This is a genomic window from Parapedobacter flavus, assembly GCF_035818675.1.
Classification (GTDB): domain Bacteria; phylum Bacteroidota; class Bacteroidia; order Sphingobacteriales; family Sphingobacteriaceae; genus Parapedobacter; species Parapedobacter flavus.
This window is the reverse complement of record NZ_JAYKZZ010000032.1, coordinates 13,279-32,674: the sequence shown is the minus strand read 5'-3', so window position 1 is coordinate 32,674 and position 19,396 is coordinate 13,279. Positions and strand designations below refer to the sequence as shown.

Sequence of the window (19,396 nt, the reverse complement as noted above, 5' to 3'; positions counted from 1 at the left end):
TTCGTTTAAATGTAAAGATATTATTACATATGCAGCAGCGGCACGCTTCAACAATACAGTGTCACATCTTCGCCAAAAGACTCCCATTGCTCTCAATTATGGGGGATTTTATCTAAGTTTGCAATTCATTTTTTTGTACGGACCACGATGAGACAGAAGGCAGAGAGCAGAAAGGAGAAAATCATGAGGGAGGCCCTCTTGCTGTTTGCTGAAAAGGGCTATATCGACACATCGACCAAGATCATAGCCCAACAAGCAGGCGTATCCGAGGCACTCATTTTCAAACATTTCGGAAATAAGGACAACCTGTTATCGCATTTGATCAAATCCGGCTACAGACGTGTACTACAACACCACCGGGGCATGATGATCTATCGGGATGCCAAAAGTTTCCTGCAGAACATGATTAACCTCCCCAAGGAATTGGTTAGTGAAGATCCGGTCTTCTGGAAAATGCAGGAACGACTGTCGCATCACGGATTTTCAAAACAACAACACGAGTTGTTCATCAAGCCGGTCCATCCCGCCATCAATCGGGCGTTTACCGAATTGGGTTATGAGCACCCCGAATTGGAAACCCAGCTCTTGCTGTTGATTATCGAAATATTGTGGAAAAAGGAAGCCAGCGGCGAGCTCCGCGAGTCGGCCGAATTGGCGAAAATCCTGGAAGGGAAATACGGAATCGACGCTTAAAAGCGCAAAAAAACGCAACAATAACCGACAACACGCATTAACACGCAAAAAAATGTTTAATATTGGAGGCGATTCCGATGTTGCATTATCGGTATCGTTATTGTAAGCTAAGCTATTATGCTAAAGAAAACCGTTTACTTATCCATTTTTCTTGCATCACTTTGTTGGGATGCCGTTGCACAGCAACGCGAGCCTTTTATCCCCTTCATCAATAGCGAACATGGTTGGGTAGACTCCGTATTCCGGACATTGACCGACCGGGATAAAGTGGCGCAGCTTTTCATGGTACGTGCCCACAGCAATCTGGGCCAGCGCTATATCGATTCGGTGGCTGGGGTGGTTCAGCGGGAGCAGCTTGGCGGTATCGTGCTTTTCCAAGGCGGCCCCATCCGCCACGCCCAAGTAATCAACCGCTACCAACAGTTATCGAAAGTACCCTTGCTAGTGGCATTCGATGGCGAATGGGGGCTTGGTATGCGTTTAGCTGACTCTACGATCTCATTCCCTTACCAGATGGCTTTGGGGGCAGTGCAAAATGAAGCATTGATTTATCAGATGGGTCGTGAGGTTGCCCGTGATTTCAGGCGCCTGGGAATGAATGTGAATTTTGCGCCGGTTGTCGACATTAATAACAACCCCCGCAACCCCGTCATCAATTACCGGTCATTCGGTGAAAACAAATATAATGTAACAAGCAAGGGCTTGGCCTATATGCGGGGCATGATGGATGGCGGCATCGTGACGTCACTGAAACATTTTCCGGGGCATGGCGACACCGATGTCGACTCGCACTACGACCTGCCACAGCTCAACTTCACTGCAGGGCACTTGGATTCACTGGAGATGTACCCGTTCCGTGAACTGATCAACGCTGGCGCTTCGGGCGTGATGGTGGCCCACATGAATATCCCGAGCCTCGACAACACCCCCAACCTCCCCTCCTCGCTATCGAAACCCATTGTTACCGGCATCCTCAAGGAAAAGTTTGGATTCAAAGGACTTACCTTTACGGATGCCATGGATATGAGAGGCGTCGTAAAACATTTCCCCAATGGTGAAGCCGACATACGGGCTATCATCGCCGGAAACGACCTGCTCGAACTCTCGCAAAACAGCTCCCGCGCCATAGAAATGGTCTTACAGGCCATTAAGCAAGGGCGACTGGCCCAACGCGATATAGACGCCCGCGTTAAAAAGATATTAGCCACGAAATACTGGCTTGGGCTAAACAACCCCCAGCCTGTCCAGCTCACCAACCTATACCACGATCTAAACAGCCAAGGCACACAAACCCTCAATCAGCGGTTGGCGGATGCATCGGTTACATTACTCCAGGGCGACAGCCTGATCAGGGCAATCAACTACAATCGCCGCACAGCAATTATCAGTGTTGGGCTATCAGAGCTATCCGAATTCCAACGTATGTTGGAGTGGCGTTTTGATAATCACATGCATTACGTACTGTCGGCAAATGCCACAGCAGACGATGTGGCAGCCGTGGCAACGGAGCTCCGCCGGTACGGCCAGATCATCGTGGCCCTACACGACAACCGCACGCGCCCGCGCAGCACCTACAGCTACAACAGCACCGTGCGGCTCTTCATCAATGAATTAGCACACCGGAACGCCATCTTTTGCATCTTTGCCAACCCCTACGGTCTTGCCGGCCTACCCGGCATCGAGCAGGCCAAATCCATCCTCGTATGCTATCAAAATGACGGTATGATGCAACGCGCAGCAGCTAAGGTCTTACTGCGGCAGCTGACCCCTTCGGGGCGGCTCCCGGTTACCGTCAACGCCTTTTTCCGGTATGGCGATGGTAAATAACGTATTTATTCGATATACAGCTCCCGGCTGTTTGAAGGCAAGCTTTCATTTTTCAGACGGTCTATGGTAGTCACCACATAACGGTAGTGGCCGTTTTTCCGTGTCAAATTATCGGTGTATTGCATTTGGGTATGGTCATAGGTGATGTGGAGGATATTTTGTGGGTTTTCTACATCCAGCGGTTCGCCTTCGTTAAAGCGGTACACCACATAGCCATAGGGGGCTTCCCCATCGGCTGCCGGCGCCCCCGGTTGCCACTGCAAAATCACTGAAGTTCCGTTTTCAGCTACCTGGGCCAGCAGGCCGAACGGTGGCTCCGGCGCAATGCTGTCTAGCCAAGGCATCGTTGGCGGAAGCGATTTATAGCGGTACAGGTTGTATTGCAGCGAGTCGCGAAGGCCTACCACATTGTTGGTGATGTGTTTGGCACTGTAATAAATGCTCCCCTGTGCACCGGCATGTTGCCGTGCATAACGCACTTGGTTGGGAATCTGGCTACGGTCGCGCCAACCGGCACCATTCTCTGTTGCGCGGTAGGCCGCATGCCCGATATACAAGTGACGCCCGTGCGTACGCTCGGCCCACCAGTCGGCCAATACCTCATAAGGTGCTGCCGGGTGGCCAAAGGGGAAATAAATCTGCGGGTTGATGTAGTCTACCCATCCCTCTTCCAGCCATTTCAACGCATCGGCATAAAGCTGGCGATATCCACTAAAGCCCGATGATGCCGAGCCATCCGGATGGTCTTTCTTGTTGTCCCAGATACCAAAAGGACTTACACCAAATTTAATATATTCCTTCTCCCGATGCACGCTTTCCGAAATCATTTGGATGAGCAGGTTGACGTTATTCCTTCGCCAGTCGGCGATATTTTTAAAGACATTGGGGTATTTCCTGAATGTTTCCGCATCGGGAATGGACCGACCTCCTGCCGGATACGGGTAGAAATAGTCGTCGAAATGGACACCGTCGATGTCATAGTTCCGCACGATATCCGTTACAATGCCCACGATATAGTCTCTTACTTGGGGAATACCCGGATTAAAAAGCTTCTTTCCGCCATAGACAAAAAACCATTCCGGTTTGAGGCGCGTAATATGATCGTTCGTGGTGTTGGCCGCTACCAGATCAAACGTCGCCCGGTAGGGATTAATCCAGGCGTGCAATTCCATACCCCGTTTATGGGCTTCGTTAATGGCAAATTCCAATGGGTCGTAAAAAGGTTCCGGTGCCCGCCCCGGTTTGCCGGTCAGAAAGCGGCTCCACGGCTCGCTACTTTTGGCATAAAACGCATCGGCGGTGGGCCGTATCTGCAAAAAGACGGCGTTGATGCCCGCACGTTGATGGTTGTCCAAATGCCGGATGAGCTCCTGCTGCTGTGCCGCCGTACTCAAGTTATCCGCCGATGGCCAATCGATATTGACCACCGTAGCGACCCAGGCCCCCCGGAGCTCCCGCTTTGGGGGGGTGTCGCCGGATGCAACCGGCCCGCAATATCCCAGGGAGCCAATAAATGATAAGAAAAAAACAGTAACACAACCTATCCACGCGCGGGTATATCTCATCTCATTGCTATTGTCCGCGTCAAAGATAAAAATAAAATGCTTCCAACGATTGCAACTACAGGTCGGGGCCGTACCCCAACTTCATACCATACACAACCAATACAAACCATCCACACACCACAGCGAGCACCTTCAGCAGGATGTTTCGCCGATCAAAACCGAATGTATTTTTCAGTACCGCATACAGCAAAAGTACGAGCAGGGGCACGGTGGGCGGGTAGAGCCGGTAGCTCTCGTGCCAGTGTCCTTGCAACAGCGCCAATAGTGATCGCTGAAACCCGCAGCCTGGGCAATCGAAGCCCGTCACGATTTTAATCGGGCAGGGCAATAGCCAGTCTTGCACCCAAGACGAACGCTCCAGGCTGCACACTGCCCATAGCCATCGGGTGGTGTTGGCCATCCTATACCGGCGGGTTTTGCGGATCGTTTTTGTCGTCAATCGAATCCTTGAACTGATCGAGATCCCGCTTCAGATTATTAAATGAGTCGCCCCCCGTTGCTTCGGCAGCCGTTGGGCCGATGTAACGATCGCTTCCGAAACCGATGACCGGGATGGTAACAAAGCCGAAAAATACGGTCAGAATGGTCCACAACGGAACATCCTTGCCGAAGCTTTTCATCAACAGATTCATCAGCCAAATACTGAACACGATGTTCACACAAGGCACTAACGCGGCAACGATGCCCCACCATATAGGCTTTCCCACGATTTCGGCAATGATGATCATGTTGTAAATGGGGATGATGGCCGCCCAGCCCGGCTTGCCGGCCTTCTCGAAGATTTTCCACATACCGGCGATATACAACACAATAATCGCTAGGTAAAAGATCACAGCGCCTACGCCCATCCCAGCGAGCAAGCCACCACCCTCATAATTTCCATAATTGTCCATGGTTCTTAAAATTTGAAGTTATCAGTGAAACAGTTATTCAATTGGTATCTGCCTGTTTTTCAATCAAAGATAGTAGTTAATTTGAAAAATGCAATATCTTGCGGCCCGAACGGGCCACAATTCATAAGCATAGCAACCAAAGCACAAATAAAGCGGTATCTTTGTAACGGTGTCTTAATCTAAAATTATGATGGTCAAAGAGCAGATTTCGGTTTTCGATATGTTTAAGATTGGCATTGGCCCGTCGAGCTCGCATACCCTTGGCCCCTGGCGTGCGGCACAGCGCTTCACACGGCGGCTCGCTGCCAGAGACCTGCTCGAAAAGACCGAAGCCATAAAGATTCTGCTTTATGGCTCACTGGCCAAAACCGGCATCGGCCACGGTACGGATGTAGCGGTTCTGCTGGGGCTGAGTGGTGCAGACCCCGTAACCATCGCTATCGATGACGTGTCCACGACGGTTGCCGAGATCAAACAGCAGCAACGCTTGCCACTAGGTGGCACACACCAGGTCCCTTTCCGTTATACGGACGACATCCTGTTTCTATATACCGAAAGTCTTCCCTTTCACCCCAATGCCGTGACGTTCCAAGCGTTGCTTACCGATGGAACGGCGGTGAGCGAAACCTATTATTCCGTAGGTGGCGGCTTTGTGGTACAAGAAGGCGATGATGGTGATGCGCGTGAGCCGTTGGATCTCGCGTTCCCCGTACAGACGGCAAACGACCTGTTGATTTGGTGCATGAATACCGGACTGAAGGTTTCGGAGCTGGTATTGGAAAACGAGCAGGCTTGGCGGACGGAAGAAGAAACCATTCTTGGCATCCGCCAGCTATTCACCACCATTCGCGATTGCATCTACCGTGGATGCCATACTACCGGCATGCTACCCGGCGGACTGCAGGTAGAGCGGCGGGCCTACAAACTCAACAAGAAATTAATCGGGGGTCGTCCTTATACCGACTACCACAGTTGGATCGTATCCATCCGTGCCGGGGGCGACCATTTTCAATATATACTAGATTGGGTAAGCTGTTGGGCACTGGCCGTCAACGAAGAAAACGCATCCTTTGGGCGCGTGGTCACCGCTCCTACAAACGGCGCAGCGGGAGTCATACCCGCCGTATTGCAATATTTCATCGTGTTCCATGATGGGTTGCATGAAGACCAGATCATCCGGTTTATTGCCACCGCTTCCGAGATCGGCAGTATTTTCAAGAAAGGAGCCACCATTTCGGCTGCCATGGGCGGGTGCCAGGCAGAAATCGGCGTATCCTCGGCCATGGCTGCCGGGGCCCTTACCGAGAGCTTGGGCGGCTCGCAACGGCAGGTGCTTATGGCGGCCGAAATAGCGATGGAGCACCACCTCGGGCTCACCTGCGACCCCATTGGGGGCCTGGTACAGGTGCCGTGCATCGAGCGCAACACCATGGGGGCCATCAAGGCCATTACTGCCGCGCAGCTGGCGCTACAGTCTAATCCCGACAAAGCCAAGGTAAGCCTGGATGCCGTGGTGCGGACCATGTGGGAGACCGCCCAAGACATGAACGTCAAATACAAGGAGACCGCTGATGGTGGCTTGGCGGTCAACATTCCGCTCAGCCTGCCCGAGTGCTGATGGTTCCTACGGCACCGCTTATTTTTTTGTTGCACTTCCTCCTTTTTTAACCGTACTTTGTACCATGCCGCTTTTCATCAGTTCAATCGCATCGGGCAGCAACGGCAATTGTTATTACGTAGGTAATGGCAACGAGGCTGTATTGATAGATGCCGGCATATCGTGCCGCCAGATAGAGAAACGCATGGCCACGCAGGGCCTGTCTATGCAAAAGGTCAAGGCCATCTTTGTGTCGCATGAACATTCCGACCACGTGAAAGGGCTCAGTGTAGTGGCCAACAAATATCAGTTACCTGTTTTTCTCACCAATGGCACACGGCGGGGCTGCAAGCTGGCCATTCCCGACCGCCTATTGCACCCACTTGTAGATATGCAATGCGTTGATGTGGGCGACTTGACCATTACCTCATTTCGCAAGTACCACGATGCCGCAGACCCCCATAGTTTCCTTATCGAGGGTGATGGCCACACGGTCGGCGTCTTCACCGATATCGGCAGGGTATGCGAGCAGGTCATCCATTTCTTTAGTCGATGCGACGCGGTTTTTCTGGAAGCCAACTACGATACGGATATGCTGATGCAGGGGCGTTACCCCATTTTTCTCAAGAACCGTATCCGCGGTGGCTATGGGCATTTATCTAATACCGAAGCGTTGGAGCTATTCACCAAGCACCGCCCACCGAAGCTCAGCCACCTGTTCTTATCGCACCTCTCCCGCGATAACAACGACCCCGACGTGGCGTACCAGCTGTTCCACCAACATCGTGGCGATACCGAAATCGTCATTGCCGGCCGCTACACCGAAACGGCGGTGTATGAAGTTGGGGGCAAGCTGGCCAGCATGGAAAGTCGTACGGAAATCGAAACTACGCTCGGTTACCGGTCCATTTCGGGTTAAACGGGTAAAACAAATTATTGCTGCCACTGTTTCTCCGAGCAAGGCCTTCGATATGATAGGAGAAATCTTATAATACCCCACCTCATATAAGAAATTTTATCTAAGTTTGAATATGGATATATGCTGTACATATGATATTTAGTCGCACTTTCCGTCCGACAGCTGGATTTTTGTCGGTCGTACTATTAGCTTCACTGCTTATTGTTTCGTCATGTAAAAAGAAAGAACCATCTCCGGAGCCTCAAGGAGAGGTTACAAACGCGGAGATTAATCGGTGGATTTTAGACACCATGAATTATTATTATTATTGGAATAAAGAAATACCCAACGAGAGCCGTTTGAATTTAAATAGTGATCCCGAAGATTTCTTCGAAAGTCTTCTTTACCGCCCAGTGGACAGGTTTTCATGGATTCAGAATGCAGAAGACTTGAAGAATGAACTCAGTGGTATAATTAAAACCAGTGGTTTAGGGGTCAGTTTTTTTGGAATAGGCAAAAATGGTGCAGGCGTGACGGTTAGGTTTGTCCACAAAGGGACGCCCGCTGATGCGGCGGGAATCAAACGGGGAGACGTTTTCACACGTGTTAATGGTATACCGCTAACAATTGATAATGAGGGATATGTGCAAGATTATGAGCCATTATTTGGCAATGAGACCTTCTCGCTCACTAAAGGGATCTTCGATGGCAACATCATCAACGAAGGTGAAACCATTTCGTTGACACCTATCGAAGATTTTCAGGAAAAAGCCATTCATATGGAGAATGTCATCACAACCGACAACGGCACCAAGGTGGCCTATCTCTTTTATAATCGATTCCTTAATCAACCGCAAGAGCTGGTTGATGCTTTTGGACGATTCAAAGCGGCTGGCGTAACTGATTTGATCATCGACGAACGATATAACGGGGGTGGTTCAGTAGATATCGCTGGCTTGCTATCTGCAATGATTCATCAGGATTTTGATATCAATAGTCCGTTTATCCAGTTTGACTTCAACGCAAATTTCAACGATGAAACCCTCACTTACGGCGATCTATTCGGTTCGACCAACGGCCCATTGATAACCGCAAGAAATCTCGGGTTGAGTCGAGTGTTTATCTTAGCCACAGGAAATTCGGCATCGGCGAGCGAACTGCTTATCAACAACCTGAAGCCCTTCCTTGGCGCTTCAAACGTTATACACATAGGAAGTACGACCTATGGAAAGGACGAGGCTTCTGTAACCTTTGAAAATTCGTCTCCACAGTTTGAAGGCGAAAACGACTGGGGTATTCAACCCATCATTCTAAAATACAAAAACAAAGATGGCATTGGTGATTTTGAGGCTGGTTTGCAACCTATGCATCAGGTAATTGAAACCGTTCCGTTTGCCCCGATGGGGGCGAGCTCGGACCCGCTTATCGCAAAAGCGCTAGAAATTATCGATCCAAGCATGCAAGCGCCCCTGCAAAGGCAAATGGATGTCGCAAGAAAGCGGCAGCAACTTATTGGTTTGAAACTATTAGAAAAACCTAATAAAGACCTCTCAAATCCAAGACCATTGGACGTGACCAGGGTATTGAATGGCGACGAGCTCAAGCTGAACTAGCGAGAACAACAAAGCTCCATCCCAAACAGCTCGGCAATATGGCTTTTTAGTCGCCCTTTGACGGCTTCGATATCCTGGACCCCACCCAGTTCCCGCTGCATGGAAGTGACGTCCTTGTCGTCTATGCCGCAGGGGATGATATTATTGAAATAATCCAGGCCTGCATTGACGTTAAAAGCGAAACCGTGCATGGTTACCCAGCGGCTGGCCCGTACGCCCAACGCGCATATTTTCCGTGCACGGTGGTTGTCGGCATCCAACCATACCCCCGTGTTTCCCGGATAGCGCCCTGCCGCGATGCCATAATCAGCCAACGTTCGGATCACCGCCTCTTCGAGGGTACGGAGGTACAGGTGTATGTCGGTAAAGAAATTATCGAGGTCCAATATCGGATAGCCTACGATCTGTCCCGGCCCGTGGTAGGTAATGTCGCCACCCCGGTTTATTTTGTAAAACGCGGCATGCCGTTCCTGCAAGCCCTGTTCATCCAACAGCAAATTTTCAGGTTTACCACTTTTGCCGAGCGTATACACATGTGGATGCTCCGTAAAAACCAGGTAGTTGGTCGTCGGCAAGGCGGTCTCCTCCACCCTATTCTTCGTCTTCTGCGCCAACACTTTGGCAAAAAGCGCTTCCTGCCGGTCCCAAGCCTCCTGGTAGTCAACCAGCCCCCAATCCTCGAAAACTACTTTTTTATTCATCGGCCGATGTTTTATGGTCCCTATTTCCGTATACTAGACATGAAAGCAAAAAAACAATTAATAAAGCAGATTATCATACGGATACCGTTTCGTGTGCATGTCTACCACGGTATCATACAGTAGTTTCCGGAATTCATCCACGTTGGTCTTATCGGTAGCCGATATAAAGACAGCCGGGCTGTTATGCCGGGCCATCCAGCTTCGTTTGAAGTCATCCAATGTAACTACGCGGGGCTCAGCTTCCGCCGCTCCTTCGGCATCGGGTGCTTCCTGCTCTACCGCTTCGCCACGGTAGGCATCGATTTTGTTGAATACCGTAATCACCGGTTTATCCAACGCTTCCAATTCCTTTAACGTCTCATTCACCGCGCGGATGTGATCTTCGAAGCTGGGATGTGAAATATCCACCACATGTAGCAGCACATCTGCCTCCCTCACCTCATCCAACGTCGATTTGAAACATTCCACCAAGTGGTGGGGCAACTTACGTATGAAGCCCACCGTATCCGACAACAGGAAAGGTAGGTTTTCGATCACCACCTTGCGTACGGTCGTATCCAGCGTGGCGAAAAGCTTGTTTTCCGCAAACACGTCCGACTTCGAGATCATGTTCATGATGGTCGATTTGCCTACGTTCGTATAACCTACCAAGGCCACACGAATCAATTGCCCGCGGTTTTTCCGCTGGGTTTCCGCCTGCTTGTCGATGGCCTTCAGCCGGTCTTTCAATAAGGAAATCTTGTTAAGGATCATCCGGCGGTCACTCTCAATTTGGCTCTCACCCGGGCCACGCATACCGATGCCACCGCGCTGGCGCTCCAAGTGTGTCCACATCCGGGTCAGCCGGGGCAGCAGATACTGCAACTGTGCCAACTCCACCTGTGTTTTTGCCTGGGCCGTTTTGGCCCTGCGAGCAAATATGTCGAGGATAAGGTTACTGCGGTCGAGGATTTTCACCTTGAGCTCCTTCTCGATATTGCGGAGCTGCGAAGGGGTTAGTTCATCGTCGAAAACAACGATGTCTATCTCTTCGGCCTCCACGTAGGCCTTTATCTCATCCAGCTTGCCCGAGCCCACGAATGTGGCCCGGTCCGGGTGTTGTAGCTTCTGGGTAAACACCTCCTTCACAATACCGCCCGCGGTATCCACCAGGAATGCCAATTCCTCCAGGTATTCCTGTTCTTTCTCTTCGCTGTCCTGCGGAAGAACGATCCCCACCAATATAGCGGTTTCTGGCTGTATAGCGGTGTCAAAAATCTCTTGTCTTGCCATGTAGTAAAAAATAAAGTATGCAAATTAAAGTCATCCGGTGCTCGTTTGGGCACCTCACACAACACGTGATGCGGCGGGATATTACATGGCTTTTCGGTAATTAACAAAATGCAAAGGTAAAGGTTTTTGGTAAAAGCACGTAATTTCGTGAAATAACACTGCACCTGGCTGCCTCACCGCGCTCAAACCTATTAAAGACAAATTTGTCTTTAATAAGAAGCTTTTCGTATCTTTGACGGATTGATCGGAGCGAACGGCCGTACGTTAATGGCAAAAGTGATGCGATGGAAAACAGAAAGAACATATCGGACATTGGCGATATCAAACTGCTGGTAGACAGCTTTTATGACAAAGTACGCAAAGACGACCTGCTGAAAGACATCTTCAACAATGTGATCCAGGACCGCTGGCCGGAACACCTGGAAAAGATGTACCGGTTTTGGCAGACCGTGCTACTGGGCGACCACACCTACTTCGGCAGCCCTTTCGTACCGCATGCCGAATTGCCCGTAAAAAAAGACCATTTCGACCGCTGGATGAAGCTGTTCGCAGAGACCGTTGACACCTACTTTGTCGGCGAAAAAGCAGAACGTGCAAAGTGGCAGGGCGACCGGATGGCGGAAATGTTTCTCTATAAAATTGAATACTATAGAAACAACGCCGCCAAGCCGCTGTTATAATCCCTATAGCAACAAGTACGTCATGGGTGGATTCAAACTAAAACGTGTATATGAGGCCCCTTCGGAAGCGGACGGCTACCGCTTACTGGTAGACCGGCTATGGCCGCGGGGACAGCGAAAGGACACTGCCCAACTCGATGAATGGAATAAGGATATTGCCCCTTCACCAGCCTTACGCAAATGGTTTGGCCACCAACCGCAACGCTTCGACGCCTTTTCAGCGCAATACCGCGAGGAACTTATGGCCAAGTCGGCCAATCTCGACCGCTTACGCGAGATCGCGAAGAAAAAGAAAGTGACCTTATTATACGCGGCAAAAGACGACCAGCACAACCATGCCGTGGTGCTAAAACAAGTATTGGATTCTTAACCGCAACACGATGACAGACCGAGTCAAGCCCTTAAAGAGAGACCCGCATCTTAAAGCGGTAAGCCGCGACCACCACGATGGCCTGTTGCTATGCTGGAAAATCAGGGAGGGTTTCAAGCGGGAGATCGATATTTCCCGAATCAAACGGTACACCGACTGGTTTTGGGCTTCCCATTTAGTCGACCATTTTGCGATCGAAGAAAGATACATCTTCCCCATCCTCGGCGCCGACCACGAGCTGGTAAAGAAAGCACTCAGCGAGCACCGCCGACTAAAGCGGCTGTTTGCTGACGATACCGAAGTCTGGCGCTCGCTCAACTTGATTGAGGAGGAACTGGATAGCCACATCCGTTTCGAAGAGCGGGTGTTGTTCAACGAAGTGCAAAAGGTCGCTACGGCTGAACAACTGGCGTTGGTAGACAAGCACCATAACCACCATGCGCTCTGCGACGATTGGGAAGACGAATTTTGGGTCAAACCGACGAATGCCATGGGCAAATAGCACCACGATGTGACGGCCAGAACTACTTCCGAATGCTCCCCATCAGGGGATCGGTTATACTGGGTTGGCCGGTCTCTACATGCCCCGCAAAACGTTGGTAGAAACCCGGGAAGCCCGTCACCTCGACCGCGACATCATACCAACCACCCGTAGCACGCACATCGAGCCAAAGGGGTTTCCCCTCATTCGTCAGGTACCTGCCCCCCGCGTACGAGACGTCACGTACGTGCAGCGCCAGGTCGCTTGGGGAACTGCCCACCACTTTTAACTTTCCGGTATCTGCATCGCCCGCTACGGCCACCCCCGCATCCGGGTCATCCGCATTGCCTTTAAATTCGCAGAAAAAGCCGTTCGGACCATGCACCTGCAGATGGTACACCCCATCCCCGAAGTTGGCTAGCGGCCAGTGGTAATCGAGCGGTTCCCCTTCGCTGACAGCGAAATTCCACGTCCGGCCGGGCTGTTTATCCGGTGTACAAGGCACCAAGGTATGCACCCGGAAGGGTACCCCTACCGGTTTTGTTTTTGACAAGCCCCCGCTGGCCGCAAACCGGATGGTCAGGTGCTTGCGGTCTTTATCCAGCCTGGCCGTTACCTGCAGGTTGTACGGCAGTGCACATGCCGGCTTCGTTCCCGGCTCTTGTTGTGGCCATTGCGGCGCAGTGGGGTCAACCCGGGTGTAATTTCCGGGCAACCCTTTCGTCTTTGCCGAAAAAATACGCTCCACGTAAGCATCTCTGCCCAATGCCCCCACCACTGGAGCTTCCACGCCGGCGGCAGGCCTGAATACGGATGTCATGTCGCCGCATACCAATCGTCGCCAGTCACTGATGTTGGTTTCCTTAATTGGTTTGCCGGTCTTTTTCTCTAGGAAGTGTTCCAAAAACTGCAATGGCGAAGTGAGGTCAAACACTTCCGAGTTGACCCACCCGCCTTTAGACCAAGGCGACGCCACCACCATCGGCACCCGGAACCCGAGCCCGATAGGGCTCTCCAATGTTGCTTCGGCATCACCGGAACGTACTCGCTCCTGTGCGGTGGTAACATACTCATCGGCCGTATCTATCCCTCTTGCAACCGCCCCATCGCCACCATCGGGATGTGGTGGTACGAAGGGCGGCACGTGGTCGAAGTAGCCATCGTTTTCGTCGTACGTCAACACGAAAATCGTCTTTTTCCATACTTCGGGGTTTTTCGTTAGGATATCCAGCGCTTCGGAGACATACCAAGCTCCGTACCACGGTGCGCCGGGGTGGTCCGAAAAATTGCACGGTGCCGCCAGCCATGAAACGGTGGGCAGCGTACCCGCGGTTACGTCTTTCCGGAATTGATGGAAAATATCTCCCCTCGGCACCTGCACGTGCTTTTCTCCTTCCTCATCGGTATAATGGATGGTTTCCAACCGGTGGTAGTCGGGGTCTTCGGTATTGGTGGCAAATGCGCGCCGGTGAATTTCGCGCTCCACTTCGGGCAGTGTTTCGAAATTATCAGCCGTATATTTTTCCAAATCCGCTTTCAATTGGGCTAGCTGCGCCCTTTTCTTTTGCTGCACATCATCGCCATCCTTACCCCCGGCGAGTTCATTTTCTAGCAACGTCGCCAATTGCTCCAGATGCGTCCGGTGCGCAGGGTGGAAGCGCACGTGGTATTGCCGGTGGAACTCTAAATTATTGTTTGTAAAGTTACCCAACCAATCTTCTTCCTCACCTTCGAAACCGACAGGTAGGCTCAGTTCATTCTGGTAAACACGCCACGATACACCGGCCTCCTGCAGTCGCTCGGGGTAAGTTTTCCAACCCAACCCTTTATAGACCATCTGTCCATTCTCCACATGGGCCACCGAGTTTCCATTGCGTGGCTCCTCTCGAACCGTCCCTGACCAGAAATAGGATCGGTTTGGACTTGTTCCCGTAAGGGATGAACAGAAATGTTGGTCGCATACGGTAAAAGCATCCGCAAACGCATAATAAAAGGGGATGTCTTGCCGGTCGTAATACCCCATGGTGAGCGGCATAGGCCGGTACTCGGGGTTGCCTGCCCGTTTCGCTTCCAGCCAGGTATCCATTTTTCCGTCATTCCGTGCGTACACCATATCTTTCCAGCCATGTGGTAAGGACCCCATCCAGGTGGCCTTGGTGTTCTTGATGTCGAGCCGGAACGGGGCATACGTCTCGCCCTTCGCATTGCTCTGGGCCCAAACGGGCAGCCCATTGGGCAGGGTAATGGCCCGCGGGTCATTGAAACCCCGCACGCCACGCAAACTCCCAAAACAATGGTCGAACGAGCGGTTTTCCTGCATCAGGAATACGATATGCTCGGCATCGAGGTACGTGCTCCCCGCCGGCGCGTCGATGGCCAATGCCCGTTGGATGGAGGGCGGCAGCGTATGGGCCGCCGCGGCACCCGCTAGCAGTGCAGCTTTTTTCAAGAATGATCGTCTGGAGTCCATGGTCGCTAATTTGCAAACGAAATAACGAAATATTTGGTGACCACTCAATTAAAAACAGATAAAATTGCACATACTTCTTATATTAGCCCAACTTACCGATTAAATGTTGGTTTTACGATTACCGCGTTCGGGCTTACCAGACGAACGGACGCAGGTGATAAATGGACATATACTTAAATGAACAAAACAATTTTTACCCTAATCGCCGCCACCCTCTTGTGGAGCTGCCAGCAAAAAACGGCCAATTTGCCAACCAAGGAGATGGACCCTGCCAAAACCGCCGAGCTGGCCGCCACGATCGAAGCGCAGGTAACCCCCCAGCTGGATAGTGGCCTCACCCTGAAATTGTGGGGCATCGACTCGCTGGTCATTTCGCCCATTGCAATCGATATCGATGATCATGGACGGCTCTTCTATACCACTACCGACCGGCAGAAAAATTCGGAGTTCGATATCCGCGGCCATCGTGCCTGGGAAATCCCATCCATCGGTTTCCAAACCGTTGAAGACCGACGGGCATTCCTACACGAGGAGTTATCGCCGGCGAACAGCGCGCGCAACACCTGGCTGGCCGACCTCAACGGCGACGGTTCGCACGACTGGCATGACCTCACCATAGAGAAAGAAAAAGTATATCGGGTGGAGGATATCTCCGGCGATGGCGTGGCGGACCGGTCGCAATTGGTGGTCCACGATTTCCACGAGGAGATTACCGATGTGGCAGGGGGAGTTTTCGCCGATGGCGATGACCTCTACCTTGCCGTAGCGCCCGACTTGTGGCGGCTCACCGACACGGATGGTGACGGTATACCCGATAAAAAGACCTCCATTTCCCATGGCTATGGTGTGCATATCGGCTTCGGTGGCCACGGCATGTCGGGTGTGAAGATGGGTCCCGATGGCCGCCTGTATTGGCAAATCGGCGATATCGGATTCAATGGCGAAGGGGCCGACGGCACGAAATGGGAACACCCCAATTCGGGCGTTATTGCCCGGGCCAACCCCGACGGCAGCGATTTCGAAATCTTTGCCCACGGCCTGCGCAACACCCACCAGTTTGTGTTTGACGAATATGGTAACATCATCAGCGAAGATAATGACGGCGACCACCCCGGCGAGAAGGAGCGCTTGGTATACATTGTCAACGGGTCGGATGCCGGCTGGCGGAGCAACTGGCAATACGGAAAATACAGCGATCCGGACAATAACAGCTATAAGGTGTGGATGGATGAGAAGATGTACCTGCCGCGCTTCGAAGGCCAAGCAGCATACATTACGCCCTGTATCAGCAATTTCGTGAGCGGTCCTGCCGGCGTGGTCTACAACCCCGGTACCGCCCTGGGCCCACAATATAAACAGACCTTTTTCGTGGCAGAGTTCGTGGGCAACCCGGCCAACTCTGGCGTACACAGTTTCAAGCTCAACCCGAAGGGAGCCACTTTTGAGCTCGGCGAACATAAGAAGGTACTGGGGGGCGTTTTGGCTACCGGCCTTGACTTCGGACCCGACGGCGCACTGTACGTGGCCGACTGGATTGACGGGTGGGATACCCACGATTATGGCCGCATCTGGAAAATGGACGATGTCGATGGGGCCACGCAGGCCATCCGTGCGGAAGTAAAAGAACTGCTCGCCGCCAGCTTCGGGGACAAAAGCGAAGCGGAGCTGGGCGACCTACTTCACCACGACGACATGCGCATCCGCCAAAAGGCCCAATTCGCACTGGTGGAGCGGGACAGCAAAGGGCTGGAAGCCTTCAAGCAGGCGCTTGCGCAAACCCACAGCCAGCTCGCCCGCGTACATGCCATCTGGGGCATTAGCCAACTGGCGCGTCAGGATGAGCAGCATGCTGCCCTCCTCATTCCTCTCTTGCAAGATGGCGATCCGGAAATACAGGCACAGGCCGCCAAGTGGCTGGGTGATATCAAGTATAAACCCGCTGGCGCGGAGCTCATTCCCTTATTGGAGGACCGACACATACGCCGGGTTCGTTTTTTTGCGGCCGAAGCTTTAGGACGTATCCAGTATGAACCTGCAATTCAACCGCTCATCATGATGCTCTGGACCAATAACGATGAAGACGCTTACCTGCGACATGCCGGCACACTGGCTTTGGCCCGCATCGGCAATGCCGACCCCTTGCTGGCGCTCGTCCGCAACCATTCGCCGGCGCTGCGTATTGCCGCCGTAGTAGCTCTGCGCCGTATGCGCGACCCGGGCATCGCCCGTTTCCTCCTCGACCGCGATGAATTTGTCGTCACCGAAACCGCCCGCGCCATCAACGACGACCTTTCTATCGAAGAGGCCCTCCCCGCCTTGGCTTCCCTGCTCAATACAACACCATTCTCCAATGAGGCGCTCATCCGCCGCATCATCAATGCCAACCTTCGGGTGGGTGACGAAAAAAATTTACACGAACTTCTCCAATATGCCCAAAATGGCAGCAACCCTGCCCCCATGCGGGCCGAAGCCCTGGCGGCGTTGAGCACGTGGGCCAAGCCTTCCCTGGTCGATCGGGTAGATGGCAGATACCGCGGTGTTATGGAGCGCGATGTGGACGCACTGAAAAGCCAAACAGCCAGCACGTACATCCACCTCCTCACCGACAAAGACCTCGCCGTACGCCTCAGTGCCGCCAAGGCTATCCACAAGCTCGGTATCCAGCAAGCCGCTCCGGCCTTATTGGCCGGCCTCAAAGGCGATAAGGAAACCGCCATGCGCGTAGAATGCCTGTCAGCCCTGGTGGCCCTCGAAACAACCCAGCAAGAAGAGGCCATCAAATTTGCATTGGCCGACCGTGAAAAGTCGTTGCGCGTGGCGGCGCTTGACCTGCTGGAAAACATGGCCATTCCTAAACCGGTGATGGTCGATCTGTTGGCAGACGTCATCGACACCAAAACAATCGAGGAAAAACAGGCCGCCATCATCACACTAGGTAAAATACCGGTAGCACATTCAGAAGCACTTTTCAACACGCTGCTTGATGACATGGAAGCGAACCGCTTAAGTCCGGAGGTTTACCTCGAACTTGGCGAAGCGATCGATAGCACCCATGCCGAATCGCTAACCGCGCGTTACAAAGCCATTACCCAACACTTCTCGACCGACCAGCTTATGGCCTCGTATGCCAGCAGCCTCCGAGGGGGTGATGTCCGGCGGGGCCGTCGTGTCTTCTTCCAGCACCAGCAGGCACAGTGCATGAAATGCCATGCCTATGACGACCGCGGAGGCAACGCTGGCCCGCAGCTCAATGGCGTGGCCGACCGCCTCACCCGCGAACAGCTACTCGAATCGATTATCGACCCCGGCAAGCGCATCGCACCGGGCTACGGCATCGTGATGCTGGTACTGAACAACGGGGAGCAACTATCGGGTATATTCCAAGGGGAGGATGAAACTGGCGTAAAAATCAGAAAGGGGCAAGCTCCCGATCGGATTATCCCCCACAGTGACATCAAAGAAAAGACGTTCTCCCCATCCAGTATGCTGGATATGAAGGGCATCCTATCCAAACGCGAAATCAGGGATGTGGTTGCCTTTCTGGCTACGCTGAAAGGAGATAATAAGTAAAAGACGAGAAAGCAGCCGTAGGAGCTGCAATCACACGCCTTGTGCGGCCGCTTCGTCAATAAACCACGTTACGCGGCCTTCCTCACTCCTGTCGATGAGCTGGGCAGGATACCGTTCGATGTTGCGCTCACCGCGCAGCACCTCGCGCAGTGCTTCCGCCTTATTGGCACCGTAAGCAATTACCGCCACCTTAGCCGCTTGGTTGACCACCGGTATGGTCAGCGTAATGCGGTACATATCTTGTGGGGCGAGGAAATAGGCGGCCACCCATTTGTCATATTCATGGAGCACCCCGGTATTGGGGAACCACGACGCCGTATGGCCATCGCCCCCCATCCCCAATAGCACCAAGTCAAAGCGCCCCGCAGGTTGGAGGTGGCTGTGCAGTGCTTTTTCATACTGTACTGCAAAATCAGCCGGCGAAGTGCCGTCGGCCCACATCGGGAAAATCTGTTCTTTCGGTACCGGCACGTGGTCCAGCAGCGTCTCAAAGGCCATCCGGGCATTGCTCCGGTCATCGGCCAAGGGCACCCACCGCTCATCGCCCCAGAAAACGAACACCTTTTGCCAGTCCACCGCATCGCGATAAGGCGCCGTGGTTAGCAGTTTATACAGTTCCACGGGCGACGAGCCGCCGGTAAGGGCTACAGTAAATCGGCCGTTTTTGTCAATCGCCTCGCTAGCCACTTCTAGGAATAGTTGCGCAGCAGCTTCATTCAGCTGCCCCAAATCGTTGAATTTCTTAATCATGACTTTCTACTTTTAC

At 52.5% G+C, this 19,396-nt stretch carries 16 protein-coding genes; 9 read left to right on the top strand and 7 right to left on the bottom strand.

Annotation, left to right across the window (positions count from 1 at the left end):
- The first annotated feature begins 147 nt into the window (after positions 1-147).
- Positions 148-693, top strand: a complete 546-nt coding sequence (locus U9S71_RS19695) for a TetR/AcrR family transcriptional regulator (RefSeq protein WP_326329543.1) — start codon at positions 148-150, stop codon at positions 691-693.
- A gap of 117 nt (positions 694-810) precedes the next feature.
- The gene (locus U9S71_RS19690; protein ID WP_326329541.1) at positions 811-2,520 is read left to right on the top strand and encodes a glycoside hydrolase family 3 protein; all 1,710 of its coding nucleotides are present in this window, start codon (positions 811-813) and stop codon (positions 2,518-2,520) included.
- 5 nt (positions 2,521-2,525) lie between these two features.
- Here U9S71_RS19690 and U9S71_RS19685 read toward each other — a convergent pair whose 3' ends face one another.
- From U9S71_RS19685 to U9S71_RS19675, 3 genes are read right to left on the bottom strand one after another with little or no spacing between them, the layout of a single operon-like run.
- Positions 2,526-4,085, bottom strand: a complete 1,560-nt coding sequence (locus U9S71_RS19685) for a glycoside hydrolase family 10-like protein (RefSeq protein WP_326329539.1) — start codon at positions 4,083-4,085, stop codon at positions 2,526-2,528.
- A 55-nt stretch (positions 4,086-4,140) separates the two neighbouring features.
- The gene (locus U9S71_RS19680) at positions 4,141-4,485 is read right to left on the bottom strand and encodes a DUF2752 domain-containing protein (protein WP_326329538.1); all 345 of its coding nucleotides are present in this window, start codon (positions 4,483-4,485) and stop codon (positions 4,141-4,143) included.
- A gap of 1 nt (position 4,486) precedes the next feature.
- Positions 4,487-4,978, bottom strand: a complete 492-nt coding sequence (locus U9S71_RS19675; protein ID WP_326329537.1) for a DUF5684 domain-containing protein — start codon at positions 4,976-4,978, stop codon at positions 4,487-4,489.
- A 190-nt stretch (positions 4,979-5,168) separates the two neighbouring features.
- Between U9S71_RS19675 and U9S71_RS19670 the strand changes: the two genes are divergently transcribed.
- The 3 genes from U9S71_RS19670 (at position 5,169) to U9S71_RS19660 (ending at position 9,086) form a co-directional block, all read left to right on the top strand.
- On the top strand, positions 5,169-6,596 hold the full coding sequence (locus U9S71_RS19670; RefSeq protein ID WP_326329557.1) for an L-serine ammonia-lyase: 1,428 nt from the start codon (positions 5,169-5,171) through the stop codon (positions 6,594-6,596).
- A gap of 64 nt (positions 6,597-6,660) precedes the next feature.
- Entirely contained in the window at positions 6,661-7,494 is an 834-nt protein-coding gene (locus tag U9S71_RS19665; protein WP_326329536.1) for an MBL fold metallo-hydrolase, read from the top strand.
- Between the two features lie 131 nt (positions 7,495-7,625).
- Positions 7,626-9,086 carry a S41 family peptidase gene (locus U9S71_RS19660; RefSeq protein ID WP_326329535.1) on the top strand — a complete coding sequence of 487 codons (1,461 nt, stop codon included), beginning with the start codon at positions 7,626-7,628 and terminating at the stop codon, positions 9,084-9,086.
- On the opposite strand, the gene lipB is transcribed toward U9S71_RS19660, so the two are convergent.
- A complete protein-coding gene (lipB, locus tag U9S71_RS19655; protein WP_326329533.1) occupies positions 9,083-9,787 on the bottom strand; it encodes a lipoyl(octanoyl) transferase LipB in 705 nt (234 codons plus the stop codon). The genes U9S71_RS19660 and lipB overlap by 4 nt on opposite strands.
- Before the next feature lie 57 nt (positions 9,788-9,844).
- On the bottom strand, positions 9,845-11,059 hold the full coding sequence (hflX, locus tag U9S71_RS19650) for a GTPase HflX (RefSeq protein ID WP_326329532.1): 1,215 nt from the start codon (positions 11,057-11,059) through the stop codon (positions 9,845-9,847).
- A gap of 284 nt (positions 11,060-11,343) precedes the next feature.
- Between hflX and U9S71_RS19645 the strand changes: the two genes are divergently transcribed.
- From U9S71_RS19645 to U9S71_RS19635, 3 genes are read left to right on the top strand one after another with little or no spacing between them, the layout of a single operon-like run.
- Complete coding sequence (locus U9S71_RS19645) at positions 11,344-11,739, top strand: group III truncated hemoglobin (protein WP_326329531.1); 396 nt, start codon at positions 11,344-11,346, stop codon at positions 11,737-11,739.
- Positions 11,740-11,761: 22 nt separating this feature from the next.
- A complete protein-coding gene (locus U9S71_RS19640; protein WP_326329529.1) occupies positions 11,762-12,109 on the top strand; it encodes a DUF488 domain-containing protein in 348 nt (115 codons plus the stop codon).
- A 10-nt stretch (positions 12,110-12,119) separates the two neighbouring features.
- On the top strand, positions 12,120-12,611 hold the full coding sequence (locus tag U9S71_RS19635) for a hemerythrin domain-containing protein (protein WP_326329528.1): 492 nt from the start codon (positions 12,120-12,122) through the stop codon (positions 12,609-12,611).
- A gap of 22 nt (positions 12,612-12,633) precedes the next feature.
- Here U9S71_RS19635 and U9S71_RS19630 read toward each other — a convergent pair whose 3' ends face one another.
- Positions 12,634-15,060: a phosphocholine-specific phospholipase C gene (locus U9S71_RS19630; protein ID WP_326329527.1), complete on the bottom strand. Its 2,427-nt coding sequence runs from the start codon at positions 15,058-15,060 to the stop codon at positions 12,634-12,636.
- A gap of 177 nt (positions 15,061-15,237) precedes the next feature.
- Here U9S71_RS19630 and U9S71_RS19625 point away from each other — a divergent pair, with 177 nt between their 5' ends.
- On the top strand, positions 15,238-18,630 hold the full coding sequence (locus U9S71_RS19625) for a HEAT repeat domain-containing protein (protein WP_326329526.1): 3,393 nt from the start codon (positions 15,238-15,240) through the stop codon (positions 18,628-18,630).
- 30 nt (positions 18,631-18,660) lie between these two features.
- Here the strand turns inward: U9S71_RS19625 and pgl are convergent, their stop codons facing one another.
- A complete protein-coding gene (gene pgl / locus U9S71_RS19620) occupies positions 18,661-19,380 on the bottom strand; it encodes a 6-phosphogluconolactonase (RefSeq protein ID WP_326329525.1) in 720 nt (239 codons plus the stop codon).
- Between the last annotated feature and the right edge of the window lie 16 nt (positions 19,381-19,396).